Source organism: Labilithrix luteola, from assembly GCF_001263205.1.
GTDB lineage: Bacteria > Myxococcota_A > Polyangia > Polyangiales > Polyangiaceae > Labilithrix > Labilithrix luteola.
Genome location: NZ_CP012333.1, coordinates 9,894,864 through 9,908,556, shown reverse-complemented (window position 1 = coordinate 9,908,556; position 13,693 = coordinate 9,894,864). Strand labels below are relative to the sequence as shown.

8 protein-coding genes are annotated in these 13,693 nt (G+C 67.4%); 2 read left to right on the top strand and 6 right to left on the bottom strand.

Features of this window, described 5'->3' with window-relative positions; all coding sequences use genetic code 11:
• Nucleotides 1-3: 3 nt before the first annotated feature.
• From AKJ09_RS42800 to AKJ09_RS42785, 4 genes are all read right to left on the bottom strand, one after another.
• Nucleotides 4-1,425, bottom strand: coding sequence for an FAD-dependent oxidoreductase (locus tag AKJ09_RS42800; RefSeq protein WP_146653614.1), 1,422 nt, complete (start codon nucleotides 1,423-1,425; stop codon nucleotides 4-6).
• Nucleotides 1,422-3,404, bottom strand: a complete 1,983-nt coding sequence (locus AKJ09_RS42795) for a prenyltransferase/squalene oxidase repeat-containing protein (protein WP_169928326.1) — start codon at nucleotides 3,402-3,404, stop codon at nucleotides 1,422-1,424. Before AKJ09_RS42795 ends, AKJ09_RS42800 begins: the two co-directional genes overlap by 4 nt.
• 307 nt (nucleotides 3,405-3,711) lie before the next feature.
• Entirely contained in the window at nucleotides 3,712-4,263 is a 552-nt protein-coding gene (locus AKJ09_RS42790; RefSeq protein ID WP_146653612.1) for a J domain-containing protein, read from the bottom strand.
• Nucleotides 4,264-4,275: 12 nt separating this feature from the next.
• The gene (locus AKJ09_RS42785) at nucleotides 4,276-7,458 is read right to left on the bottom strand and encodes an Hsp70 family protein (protein ID WP_146653611.1); all 3,183 of its coding nucleotides are present in this window, start codon (nucleotides 7,456-7,458) and stop codon (nucleotides 4,276-4,278) included.
• 223 nt (nucleotides 7,459-7,681) lie between these two features.
• Here AKJ09_RS42785 and AKJ09_RS42780 point away from each other — a divergent pair, with 223 nt between their 5' ends.
• Together AKJ09_RS42780 and AKJ09_RS42775 are read left to right on the top strand one after the other, a co-directional pair.
• The gene (locus AKJ09_RS42780; protein ID WP_169928325.1) at nucleotides 7,682-10,003 is read left to right on the top strand and encodes a cAMP/cGMP-dependent 3',5'-cyclic-AMP/GMP phosphodiesterase; all 2,322 of its coding nucleotides are present in this window, start codon (nucleotides 7,682-7,684) and stop codon (nucleotides 10,001-10,003) included.
• A gap of 278 nt (nucleotides 10,004-10,281) precedes the next feature.
• Nucleotides 10,282-11,256, top strand: a complete 975-nt coding sequence (locus tag AKJ09_RS42775; RefSeq protein ID WP_146653609.1) for a CE1 family esterase — start codon at nucleotides 10,282-10,284, stop codon at nucleotides 11,254-11,256.
• A gap of 54 nt (nucleotides 11,257-11,310) precedes the next feature.
• On the opposite strand, the gene AKJ09_RS42770 is transcribed toward AKJ09_RS42775, so the two are convergent.
• Both AKJ09_RS42770 and AKJ09_RS42765 read right to left on the bottom strand, forming a co-directional pair.
• Nucleotides 11,311-12,297 carry an NAD-dependent epimerase/dehydratase family protein gene (locus AKJ09_RS42770; RefSeq protein WP_146653608.1) on the bottom strand — a complete coding sequence of 329 codons (987 nt, stop codon included), beginning with the start codon at nucleotides 12,295-12,297 and terminating at the stop codon, nucleotides 11,311-11,313.
• A 3-nt stretch (nucleotides 12,298-12,300) separates the two neighbouring features.
• Nucleotides 12,301-13,653, bottom strand: coding sequence for a UDP-glucose dehydrogenase family protein (locus AKJ09_RS42765; RefSeq protein WP_146653607.1), 1,353 nt, complete (start codon nucleotides 13,651-13,653; stop codon nucleotides 12,301-12,303).
• Nucleotides 13,654-13,693 lie beyond the last annotated feature (40 nt).

Sequence of the window (13,693 nt, the reverse complement as noted above, 5' to 3'; positions counted from 1 at the left end):
GGTTCACTCTGCAGCCCCAACATCCGATGTTCCGTTGATCCTGGCAGCACGGACCGCACGCGGCGATCCCCCTGTTCGGTCGATGGCGTCGAGAGAGCGACCGAGGACGTCCATCCTCGCACGTTCCCAGGTGATGGCGACCGACGTTCGGCCCGCGAAGCCGAGCCCTCGGAAGGCCGCGACGATCGGACCGAGCGCCAGGTCACGACGCGCTTCGGCCATGGCCTCGCCGCTCGTCGCCGCGACGACGTGGGCGTACTCCGTGAGGAAGGTGCGTGCGCTCGAGTCTTCCCCGGCGAGCAGTTGCATCGAGGCGCGACGGCCACGCGCGCTCCGCCAGTAGCGGAAGAGCCCGTTGCGGAGGGCGCGCGTCGCCGGATCGTTCGCGCGGAAGATGTCGTAGAGACCTTGGGCGAAGGCTTCGCGGACACGCACGAAGCGATAGCGACGACGCTGATAGGCGACGAGCGCGCGGTCGCAGAGGCCGTATTGCGCGACAGCGGCCGCGAGCGTGATGGCATCGTTCACGGCCGACGTCATGCCGGTCGCGGTGAAGGGGTGAGAGGCGCCGCCGGCATCGCCGAGCAGCACGGCTCCGTGCACCGCGCATGCTTCGGTGATGACCGCGTGGTTGGCGGCACCGAGAAGCGGCTGCGTTCCGAAGGCGGTGACGGCCGCGTTGAGCAACGCACGAGGCATGTGCGCGTCGAAGTGGGTCGAGAGATATTCGGGCAGCGCATCACGCCCGCGGGGCGAGCCCATCGGAACGTCCACGTTGACGCGCGCGAAGCCGTCGCCGAGCGGGTAGGCGAGGATCGGTCCCTTCGTTCCCGCGAAGACGTGTCCGTAGCTCGGGTGAGGGAGGAGCTCCGCGCTCACGGTCGCGCCGACGGAGTGCGAGAGCACGGTGCTCGTAGCCGAGAGCCCAAGCGCGGTTCGGAGCTTCGAATGGCGACCGTCGGCCACGACGAGGAGGCGCGACGACAGCGTCATGCCATCGCTGCAAAGAAGGCCGACGGCCCTGCCTTCGCTTCGGATGACGTCGACCCCGCGGACCTCGTAGAGGTGGATGCGCGGCTTGGAGAGCGCGGTGGCGCGCAGGCGATCGATGATGCGCCGGTGCTCGAGCGCGATACCCGGCTGCCCCGTGTAATGGAGCAAGATCGGCGGGCCCTCGGTGGAGTAGGCCGCGAAGCCGTGGATCTCGGCGGCTCCGGCGCCGCGAAGAGGCTCCTCGAGACCGAGCGCGGCAAGCGCGCCGACCGCCCGAGGATGGATGAGATCGCCGCGAAGCGCGTGCTCGGGCGTGTGGGCGCGCGGCTCGACGATGGCCACGTCGAGGCCGAGGTTGGCCAACGAAACCGCCGCCACGAGGCCGCCGAAGCCGCCTCCGGCGATCACGACGTCGTAACTAAGCCGGTTCATCGCGCACGCTCCTCTCGCGCGAACTCGGAAAGTGCCCAAAGCGGGAAATAGTGACGGTAGTTGTCGTAATCGATGAGGCACGTCTTGTTGAAGACGCCGACGAGCGGCTCACGGGCCCAGCTGCCGTCGCTCTCCTGGCGGTCGACGAGCAGCTTCGCGGCCCGAGCCTTCGCTTGCCGATTGGGATGCTGCGCGCGGACGAGCGTGGAGAGCGCCCACGACGTCTGCACGACACCTGCCGTGTCCGAAGGAATGTAACGGCGCTCGCGGCACGAGTCGCCTTCCTCGCCCCAGCCGCCGTCGGAGCGCTGGTACGCGAGGAGGAAGTCGCACGCGGAGCGAATCGCCCGATCCGACGTGGGCACGCCGGCGGCGAGCAAGCCCGTGACGCCGAACCAGGTGCCGTACGTGAAGCAGACGCCCCACGAACCTTCGAAGCTGCCGTCGGGACGCTGCGCGTTCCGCAAGAAGCGTTCTCCCTTGGCGATGGCGCGCCGGGCGCGTGCGGCGAGGCGACGGCCGAACCTCGGCAGCGAGGCGCGAAGCGCTTGCATGCAGGCGCTCGTGCACTCGACGTACGAGTAGTCGACCATGATGTCGCCGAAGACCTGCGACGGATTCAGCTTCTCGAGCCAGGCGCCGCCGCGGCGCTTCTCGTAGGTCGCCCAGCCGCCGTCGTCGTTCTGCCAATCGAGGATCAGCATGACCGCGTCGCGAAGGAGCGGCTCGGGAATGCGCGGCGCGAAGCGACCTTCGAGGGCAAGGGCGCACTTGAGGCCTTCGGCCGTGCAGTCGGTGATGGGCCAGCCGTGCGCGCGATTGGAGAAGGGCCAGCCGCCGCGCGAGGCGTCACGATAGAAGCGCTTGCGACGAGGAACGTCGTCGAGGATCTGGTTGTCGCGCACGTAGCCGTAGGCGCGCTCGAGCATCGTGCGGTGCTCGTCTCCGAGCGGCGTCGCGACGATCGCCTGCGTGGCGAACGCGACATCCCACAGCTTGCTGCTGTTGTAGCCCTGCATCATCGTGCCGAGCTCGTTGTCGAAGAGGTAGCTCTCGCACGTGGCGAAGGCGCGCTCGAAGGCCTCGCTCTTCGGATCGTCGAAGAACGCAACGAAGGCGTTGAGCACCTTGTTGACGGGCCCGATGTCGATGAAGTTCGTGACCTCGTCTTCGTAGGCGATGTGCTCGCGCACCTTGCCGAGGGCCATCGCGCGCACGCGATCGGGCGTGATGCGTTCGACGGCGCGCTGCGCGGCGTTCGCGAGAGCGAGCAGGCGGCTCGGCGGCCGGTACGCGTCGACTTGCGCCACCGTGTCGCGATGCGCGCTCCAGTCGATGCTCGACCACGCGCCGTCGTAGAGCTCATCGCGCAGAGCTCGGATGAGCTCGTCATCGTCGATACGCGCACGTCGACCGTAGAGCCAGCTCATCGGCAGGTAGACCTGCCGACAATGGCACCACAAGCGGGCGGGATGGAACGGCGTGGCGGCATACGGAAGCAGCCAAAGCTCGGGGAGCAATGGCGTGAGTCCATCCCAGCGGTATAGGCCTACGAGCGACAGCGTCACCTTTGCCCACTGCGCAGCCGCAAGAGGCGAGCCATGACGATGGATGAACGCGAGCATTCGCCGAACTCGAGCGTCGTCTTTCGGGACCTCGAGCATCCGAAGCGCGACGTATGCGAGGACGCTACAGAAGAGGCTGCCGTGCGTGTCCTCGGCGTGTACGCCGACGCTGCCGTCTTCGTTCTGCGCGCGTTCGAAGTACGCGATGATCCGCGCGCGTTGCGTTTCGCTCGGCGGTCGCTTCGCCGCATGGCAAAGCGCCAGGTACATCGGCAAGAGGAACATCGGACCGCCGTAGGCTCCAGCCCACGCGCCGTCTTCACCCTGGCGACGTTCGAGGTTCGCGAGGGCACGTCTTACGGCGCGGTCCGTTCCGGCTCCGAGCTCGAAGTCCACGATGTTCGACGCCATCATTGGAGCGATCGTCCCCTCGCTCGAGCATCGACGGGATCCGTCTTCCGCTCGCATCTCCTCTCTCCTCCTAGCAGCTTGCTGGAGTCGGCGAAGGAACGCTTCGTGCGTGTCGCTCGATGCTGCGCGGCACTTCGCCGCTAGCATCTTTCGACAGTGATCGAGAGCGCCTGCCGACAAAGGTTCGGGTCGACAACGCGCGCAATTCCGCCGCTGCGTCAGCGGGGAGAGCTACGCAGACGCTCTGATGTTCGACGTGTGCTCGTGTTGCGATCGAAATGGAAGAACGCGATGCGATCGAGCAGCGCGCCTATTTCTTCCAGCTCTTGTCGTCGGCACTCTTGGCCTTGATCGCGTCGTCGAGCTCTTTCGCGAACGCTTCGAGAGCAGCGTTCTTCGGATCCATGTGCATCGCCATGACCAACTGGATCTTGGCTTGCTTCGGATCCCCCTTCTTCACGAGCTCTTCCGCGCGAAGCACGAAGGGACGCGCGCCGGGCGATCGAACCTTGTCGACGAGACGCTGGTTCGCCGGCGGCGTGAGCGATCCGGACCCACTCGTCGCGACGACGAGCGATTCGGGACGAAGGATCCCGTTCGCGAGCGCTTCGTTGTAGCGCGCGCGAAGCGCGGGATCGGAGAGCACGCGGTACGCCTCAGTTCCGCGCTTGAAGATGTAGCCGATCGCGGCCTGCTCGCTCGGATGGCGCCACTGGTGGCCATCCGGATGGAACGTGTCGGCGAACGAATGGAACGCGAGCCGTAACTCATCATGGCTCGCGTGCGGAGCGAGCCGGAAGATGTCGTAATAGGAGAGGTGTTCGAGCGCCGCGAGCCAATCGCGGATGGCACCGCCGTCCATGGCGTCGACTCGTTAGCTCGTGGGCCCGCCGACGACCGGCTGTTGGGCGAAGCGGTTGATCATCATGACGACCGACGACTCGTCGGCAATGCCGATGAGCTGGAGTGTGGCGCGCGCCTCGACGCCCGTCTGCACGTCACGCGCGCGAACGCGGAGCGTGCCGTCGGCGTCGACTTCGAAGGTGACGGCGACGACCACTTCGCCACGCGGTGCGGGACGTAGACCCGAAAGCTCGACCTCGCCGAGGAACGTGTTCTCGCCGAAGTTCTGAGCTTCACCCTGGGCGACGCGCACGCGCACGCTCGTCTGCATGTCGCGACCGGTCGCGAAGCGACGCGTTCGCTCGCAGGGGATCTTCGAGTTGCGCGGAATGATCGTGTCGGTGAAGGAGCCGGCCGTTTCGACGACGAGCCCACGCGGCGTCACGTCGACGAGAACCGGAGCGGCGAGCCCCAGGTTCGTGGGCGGGGCAGGCGCGGCGAGCGAGATGCCCGAGGGACCCATCGCTTGCTGCGCGCCGTAGCCAGCCGCCGGCGGCGACGATTGGAACGTGCCGAAGACCGGCGGTTGCGACGGGCGCGGAGGCGGTGCCGAGCCGTAGGGACCCGGTGCGGGCGGAGGCGGTGCCGAGCCGTAGGGAGCGGGCGGAGGGGGCGCCGACCCATACCCGAAAGGAGGCGGCGCCATCGGTGCGGTGTGCAGGGCCGAAGGAATCGCCGGAGCGGGAGGCGGCGTGAAGTGGGCGGGCGGGGGAGGTGCGGATCCGAACGGAGCCGGACCGAACGGCGGCGCCGTCGGCATCGGCGGCGCGGACGGCGGGTGATGCGGCATCGTCTGCGCGAAGGCATGCGGGGGCTGCATCGGCGGCACCGATCCGAGAGCCGCGGGCGGGATGTTCGACCCGTACGGCGGTGGCGCGGTGGGCGAGGCGGCCGGCATCGGAGGCGGAGCCTGAGGCGCGATGGGCGGCGGCTGCGGAGCGCGCGCCTGCATCGGCGCCGTGTTGGGACGGAGCACCGGAGGCACTCCGCGATCGAGATTCAGATGGCTCGGCGCGGGCTGCCTCGCGGGCATCGGCCCGGGCGCAGCAGGCATGACCGCCGTGCGCTGACCGATCGGCGTGGTCAGCGGAGCGCGCTCCATCGGACCGAAGGGCGACGAGGCGGTCTCCAGCGGGGGCTTGCCCTGCATCTGGGACTGACCCGACGGACCCATTCCGAGCTGCCCTTGCTTGCGGAGCTCGGGCTTCTTGCCCTTCGTGACCGTGGACGGCAGATCGGCGTGGAGCGCGGGCAGATCGGCGTCGTCGCCGAGACCGAGCGCGCCGGCAGCTGGCACCGCCGGGTTCGACGCCGGACCGAGCTGCAGCGTGCCACCCTTTCCGATCGGCTCGGTGGGCGGTGCGGTGACGCCCGTCGTCGAGATGAGCGAGAGATCGGAGACGTGACCGAACTCTTCGCCCGACGGCGTGCGCGTGGTGGGCGGAACGCCTGGGGCCGTCGGCGGGATCGCCGGGGACATCCCGGTCGTGGAGATGAGCGAGAGATCGCCGATCGAGCCGAACTGGCCGCCCGGCACTTCGTTGACGCCGGTGAGCGTCCTCGGATCGCCCGCGCCGGTTTTCGTCATCTCGCCCGAAGGGAACCACTCGAACGGCGTTGGCACCGCGAGATCCGGCACCGACGGCGTCGGCGCGCGAGGAGCCGATGCCGGAGGAGGCACGTTGCGCGATCCGATGGGCTGCGTCCTCGCCATCGATCCGGGGGCCGAGGGCGCACCACCAGGGGCACTTCTTCCTGCCGCCGGGGGCGCGGGGTTGCCCGGCGTCGTGATCGAGCGCGTCGAGGGCGCTGCGCCCGGCGCGCTTCTTCCTGCCGCCGGCACGACGCGCATTCCGGCGCTTCCGGGTTTCGTCGCGTTGGCCAGCGTCTCGAGATCGGGCTCACTCTCGATCGGCGCAGGCACCATCGGGCTTGCCGTCGAAGGCATACCCGGGAACGTCTTCGGCTTCAGACCGGGGACGGGGGGCGGCGCGGGAATGCTCTTGCGACGCGGGCTCTCGGTGAGTGCCGCAGCCTGGATGGCGGCGCCGATGGCCACGACCTCGTCGGGGTTCACGCGATCGAGCGGCGGCGCGCCGAAGAAGGCTTCGACACGCTTGCGCACGGCGGGAATGCGCGTCGAGCCGCCGACGAGAATGACCTTGTCGAACGAGGTGGGCGAGAGGCGGGCGAGCGCGAGCGCGTCTTGCGTGACCTGGAAGGTGCGGTCGACGAGCGGCTGCACCATCGCGTCGAAGTCGCGTCGCGTGAGGCTGAAGTTGAAGTTGATCGGCGAGCCGCCCGGGCCGTGACCGAGCTCCCTCAGCGTCACGGTGTGTTGATCGCCCTTGGAGAGGGCAATCTTCATCTCCTCGGCGCTCGTCTTCAGGCGCTCCAGCATCGTCGGATCGGTGCGCGGGTCGGTGCGATGAGCCTTGAGGAAGGCCTCCGCCATGCGCTCGGCGATCGTGGTGTCGACGTCGTCGCCGCCGAGGAACGAGTCTCCCGCGGTGGCGAGGACTTCGAACACGTTGCCGTTCAGATCGAGCAGCGTGCAGTCGAAGGTGCCGCCGCCGAAGTCGTACACCGCGACACGTTCACTCCCCGAGCGACCGAGTCCGTATGCAAGCGCGGCCGCAGTGGGCTCGTTGAGGATGCGTAGAACCTCGAGGCCCGAGACGCGCCCTGCGACTTTCGTCGATGCGCGCTGCAGCTCGTTGAAGTGTGCGGGCACCGTGATGACGGCGCGCTCGACCGGCGTACCGAGCGCGGTCTCTGCGATCTGCTTGGCGCGCTTGAGGACGAATGCGCTGACTTCGGGGAGCGTGTAGTCCTGACCGCGCGCATGAACGAGCGGGCCCTGTCCTGGGCCTTCTCTCAGCTCGAACGCGAAGCGCTGCTTTGCTTGCGCGATTTCTGGGCTGCCCCACGAGCGACCGATGAGGCGCTTGTGGCTGTAGACCGTGTTTTTCGGATCGATGATACGGCGCGCCCGCGCCGCACCACCGACGAGGACTTCGCCGTTGGGATGAAAGCTGACGACGCTGGGCAGGAGCCGCTGTCCGTGTTCGTCCGCAAGGACGTGGACTTTCCCGGCCCGCACACACGCGACGACGGTATTCGTCGTCCCAAGGTCGATACCGACGACGCTCACGCAACAGATCTACCACCTCGAAAACGGCCTGAGAACGCTTTCCTTTCCGTTAGTTCAGCGAGCACCCCCGAGAGGCGAGCACGCCGGGCACCGCGCGCCGGCAGGTTGCGACCTGCCGCGACCTGCCGTGACCGGCCGCCAAGATGGATTGCGTGCTGACCACGCGCTCGGTCGTGCTGGAAAGAGACCGCACTCCTGCAATCGCGGTTATGCTGGGCCTCTCATGGAGGACCAACCCTTGAGGGCAGGTTCGTCACCGGGCTTCGAGGGAACGTCGGCGTCGTTGGGCTCTGCGGAGGCCCTCGAGCAGGCGGCTTCGCATCTCGTGTGCGCGCACGACACGGGGTCCTCGCAAGTGACCGTGGTGAGCGTGCCGGCCGCGACGGTCGATGCATGGCAGCCGCTTCCTCGCGGCGGCTATTACGTGCGCACGTCGGCCGGCGCGGTGCAGATCGGCATGCCGCCCGAGACGATCAAGGACGTGATGCGCCTCGGGCTCGACGTGCCCATCGCGTACGTCCTGCCGCGCGAGCTCTTCGATCGACGCCGAGGCCTCTCGGTCGCCGAGTTCGAGTTTCCTGCATACTACAGCTTCTTCCTCCTCAAGCGGCGCTGCCGCCTCGTCGTGCTCTCGCCCGAGTACGAGCGCCGCGTGCGCACGGTGTTCCGCGAGACGCTCTTCGGCCCCGAAGGCGAGCCGCTCCCGAGCGAGTTCGCCGAAGGCTATCCCGAGTCGCGGCGACCGAGCTTCCGACGCGAGAGCGAATACTTCCGCACGGTGCCGGGCAAAGGACGCCTTTCCATCGACGACCTCATCGAGTTCGTCGTCGCCGAAGACGGCGTGGCCGAAGTCGTTCCTGGGATCCAGGTCGCCGTCCGTGACGACGTGCTCGTCGTTCGCGACCATGGGCGAGACGTCGCGGCCTTGGGCGCTACGGTGACGCTGCCTGCGCGCACCTCGACGATGGATGATGACGAGGCCCCGCCTTCGTTCATGCCCCCGTCGTTCGGCGTGACCGTGCTCGGTGCGAGTCATGGCTTCGACCCCTCCGGCAAGACCACGGGCTTTCTCCTCTGGATGGGCGGGCGCGCCATCCTCGTCGATCCGCCCACCGACACCACCGAGTACCTCCGCGCGCGCGGCGTGGCGCCGAAGACGATCGATGGCGTGATCCTCACGCACTGCCACGCCGATCACGACGCGGGCACCTTCCAAAAGCTCCTCGAGGAAGGGCAGGTCAACCTCTACACGACGCCGCACATCCTCGGCTCGTTCCTCCGCAAGTACTCGGCGCTCTCGGGCCTCAGCGAAGATCTGCTTCGTCGTACGTTCCGCTTCCACCCCGTGCGTATCGGCGCTCCCGTGCACGTGCGGGGCGGCGAGCTCTGGTTCCGCTACACGCTCCACTCGATTCCGACGATCGGTGTCGAAGCGTTTTACGGAAACCGGAGCATCTCGATCTCGGCCGACACGCTCTACGATCCGGAGCGCGTCACGGCGATGTACGAGCAGGGGATCCTCGATCGCGCACGCTACGAAGATCTCGTGGCGTTCCCCGAGCACCACAGCGCGATCCTGCACGAGGCCGGAATCCCGCCGCTCCACACGCCGGTCAGCGCACTCGCCACGCTGCCCGACGAGGTGAAAGAGCGCCTCTACCTCGTGCACATCGCCTCGAAAGACGTGCCGCCCGACAGCGGCCTCCGTGCGGCGCGCGAGGGCCTCGAGTACACGATTCGCGTCGAGCCTCAACATGCACCTCGCTTCGGCGAGGCCATCGAGATGCTCGACATCTTCTCGATGGTCGACTTCCTGCGTGACCTGCCCATGTCGCGTTCGCGCGATCTCCTCCAGGTCGCAACGCGCATGATGCTGCCGGCGGGCGAGAAGGTCGTCACGCAGGGAACGCGCGGCGACAGCTTCTACATCATCGTCCACGGCACCGTGGAGATCGTCAAAGATGGCGTGCCCATCAAGCGCTATCGCGCGGGCGACTACTTCGGCGAGATGGCCATCTTGCTCGACCAACCGCGTTCGGCGGATGCGGTCTGCATCAGTGACGTGGAGCTCGTGGCGATCGACCGAAACGACTTCCTCGCCATCCTGCGCGGCAGCGAGATGCTCACGCGGCTCGAACGTCTCGTGCGTATTCGTGACGAAGGTGCGTGGGAGCTCCTCTCGCACAACTCGGTGCTTTCGTGGCTCACGAGCGCGCAGAAGACGCAGCTCCAGATGTACCTGCTTCCGCATCGCGCCGCCGCCGACGAGCTTCTCTGGGACGTGGGGCAGACGCCCGACCGCGCCTATCTCGTCGACGACGCCGTGGTGACCATGAAGTGCCCCGAAGGCGATCTGAAGCCCTTCGCGTGTGGTGCGTTCGTGGGCGAAGTGGATGCGCTTCGAAGCGGGGCGCCGTCGTCGAGCTCCGCGCGTGTCACGCGGGCCGGCAAGCTGTTCGCGATCGAACGCGCCGATCTGGTGCGGTTCTTCGAGGACAACCCGGGCGTCTACCTGTCGTTCCTCGGCGTGCGTTTCATCGAATAGGCCGCGCGCTCAGAAGAAGTCGTCTTCGTCTTCGTCGGCTCGACCGGAATCTCCTGCCTTCGCGATTGCACGCCCGAGCGCGGCACGCGATTGCTTTGCAACTTGCACCGCGTTTGCACGACTGCGGCGATCGCTTGCACGGACCGTGAGTTTTCGAGGCACTCGATCGGTCGGCCCGTACGTCGCGGGATGCACGTCTGGCGCACCATGCTGGCATGGGTTTCGAAGAAAGGTGGTCGCGCTCGAGACGCTCGATCGCTCTTCGAAGGATTGTCCCAATGCGAGTCGGATCGCTGTTCATCGCCGTCGCGTGTACGTGGTGTCTGCTTCCGTCGTGTGCCGAGCAAAACAGCACGAATGGTGGGGATGAGGTTCGAGCGGACGGCGGCAAGGACGGGACGGGGCGACCGGATGCTTCCGGGACGCCTTCTGCCCCAACGCCTACTCCCGCCCCAACGTCGACGGACCCTGGAGCAGAACCGGATCCGAATGCGCCCTGCAGCATCACCGTCGACAAGAAGGGCTTTCTCGGAACGCAGACCGTCGTCGTCGATTGGGATCCTCGGACGTACGAGTTCTACATTTCGCCGGATTACGACGGCCACACGAAGCTACCGCTCTTCCTCGTGTTCCACGGCGACTACATGACTGGCAACGAGGTGCGGAGCTGGTTCCAGTTCGAGTCCGGGCCGAGCTTCATCGTGGCCTACCCGAACGCGCACACGTCTTGGGACATCGACTCTCCCGCGTACGAGAATGCCGATCTCAAATTCGTCGACGCGATGATCGACGACATCGCCTCGAAGGTCTGCATCGATCGAAATCGCATCTTCTCGTTCGGAAACAGCAACGGCGGCTTCTTCTCGAACAGCGTCGGGTGTCACCGAGGAAGGCGCGTGCGTGGCATCGTTTCGCTCTCTGGCGGCGGGCCGACGACCGACAACCCCCTCGACTACGACGGGTCCGGCATGTTCATCGGCTGCAGCGACTCGCGGTCCACCTCGGCGCTCATGATTCACGGCGATCTGGACCCGAAGATCTCCATCCAGAGCGGGCGGAACTCACGCGACTACTGGCTCGCCGCCAACAAGTGCAGCACCTCGTGGGACAGCCGAACGCCGGCGCCGTGCGTCAGCTATCAGGGCTGCCAGACCGGCAACATCGTCGAGTGGTGCGAACTCAGCGACTTCGGCCACGAGGTGTGGCCCTCGACGCAAGAAGCGATCTGGAACTTCGTCGATCAGCTCCGGTGAGTTGCGCTTGGGGACCACGCGCTTGGTTGCGTGCGATCCCCGGCGTGCGACCTCTCACGTGCTGGTGCGTTCGCTCTCGAGCCAGCGCACCACGGTGGCGAGCCCCTCGGTGAGCGTGAGGCGAGGCGACCAACCGAGCTCTTCGCGTGCGCGCGAGATGTCGGCGAAGGTTGCGTCGACGTCGCCGAGGGGAACCGGGGCGTGCACGACTGTGGGCGTTCGCGATGCGGCCTTGCCCATCGCTTCGACCAGCTCGGTCAGCGTGACCGGCGCGCCGGAGCCGAGGTTGTACGGGCGGAAACCAGCGGGAGCCTTCTCCGCGGCCGCAAGCACGCCGCGCACGATGTCTTCGACGTGCGTGAAGTCGCGGCGCATGGTGCCGTCGCCGAAGACCGTGATGGGCTTGCCGGCGAGGATGGCGCGGAGGAAGCTGGTGATGGCCATCTCCGGACGCTGGCGCGGACCGTAGACGGTGAAGAAGCGCAGCGACGGGCAGCGCATCGACGGCGTCTTGCGCAGCATCGCCGAGGCCACGAGCTCCGCACTGCGCTTGCTCGCCGCGTACGGCGACTCGGGGACGATGGCGGGGGCCTCTTCGCGGGCCGGGAGCGGCGTGGCATTGCCGTAGACCGACGAGCTCGAGGCGAGCACGAAGAGCTCGAGGCCTTGGCGCTGCGCGGCGTCGAGGAGGGTGGCCGTGCCTTCTGTGTTCACACGCGCGTAGCGCGCGGGATCGGCAAACGAGGGACGAACACCGGCGAGCCCTGCGAGGTGCAGGACGCCGTACGTGCCTTCGAGAAGACGCGGTGCGAGCTCACGGTCGGTGACGCAGCCACGAACGACTTCGAACGACGGGAACTCGCGACGGAGCTCCTCCTCGTTTCGCATCTTGAGCACCGTGGGGTAGGGCGCATCGCTGTAGTCGTCGACGACGCGCACCGAGTCGCCGCGGGAGAGCAGCGCACGGCACAGATGGTGACCGATGAAACCGAGGCCGCCGGTGACGAGCCATAGGCGAGCGTCGCGCTCCGAAGCAGGCATGGCCTAGACCAGCACTTGCGAGGGGCGGTCCGCCGCTCGATGAAGGGAGACGCCGATCCCCTGGTAGCGAAGCCCCGCGCGCTGCACCTCGCTCGGACGCCAGATGTTGCGGGCGTCGACGAGGACCGGCGGCATGCCGTCGGCCGAAGCCTTGAGGCGTCGCTTGATCTCGGCGAAGTTCGGCGCGCGGTAGCTACGCCACTCGGTGAGGAGGATGAGAGCGTGCGAGCCGTCGAGCGCGTCGTAATCGCGCTCCTTCACGGCGACCTTCGAGCCGAAGACCTTCGTGAAGTTCGGGCCGGCCTCAGGATCGTGGCCGATCACCGTGGCGCCGCGCTCGATGAGCGCCGAGGCGAGCTTGACCGCGGGCGACTCGCGCACGTCGTCGGTCTCGGGCTTGAACGCGAGACCCCAGAGCGTGATCTGCTTGCCCATGACGCCCTCGAGCGCCTTGTCGACGAGCTGCGCGAGGAAGACGGCCTGGTCCTCGTTCGCCTGATGAGCGGCCTCGGCAACCTTGAGCTGGACGCCGTTTTCGCGACCGAGCGCGGCGAGCGCCTGCACGTCCTTGGGGAAGCACGAGCCACCGTACCCGGGGCCGGCGTAGAGGAACTTCTTGCCGATACGCGAGTCGGTGCCGACGCCGAGGCGAACGGCGTGGATGTCCGCGCCCGTCGCGTGGCAGAGACGCGAGAGCTCGTTCATGAACGAGATGCGGATCGCGAGCATCGTGTTCGACGCGTACTTGATGAGCTCGCTCGAACGCGGGTCGGTCATGACGAGCCGCTCGCCGGAGAGCTGCAGCGGAGCGTAGAGCTCGCGGAGCATCTGGCGCGCTTCGTCCGAACGGGCGCCGACGACGACGCGATCGGGCTTGAAGAAGTCCGAGACGGCGTCGCCTTCCTTGAGGAACTCGGGATTCGAGACGACCTCGAGGGAGACCTTGGCGCCCGCGAGGCGCGCCTGGACGGCGTCGCACGTGCCGACGGGAACCGTGCTCTTCACGACCACGACGGCCTTGCGCGTGGCGACCTTCGCGATCGTGTCCGCGACGGCCATGACGGCCGAGAGATCAGCGGCTCCGTCAGGGCCGGGGGGCGTGCCGACGGCGATGAAGTACGCGTCGGCGTCGGCGAAGGAGGCGGGGATCTCGGTGGCGAAGTGGAGGCGGCCGCCACGCTGGTTACGGTGAATGAGGTCGCCGAGGCCGGGCTCGTAGATCGGCACGCGTCCGTCGTTGAGCTTGGCAATACGATCGGGATCGATGTCGTAGAGGAGAACCTCGTGACCGAGATCGCTCAGGCCCGTTCCCGTAACAAGACCGACATACCCTGCACCGAAAACTACGAGACGCATGCGTTCTGATTCCTGGAGTGGAGCGCGCCCTCTGTAGTGC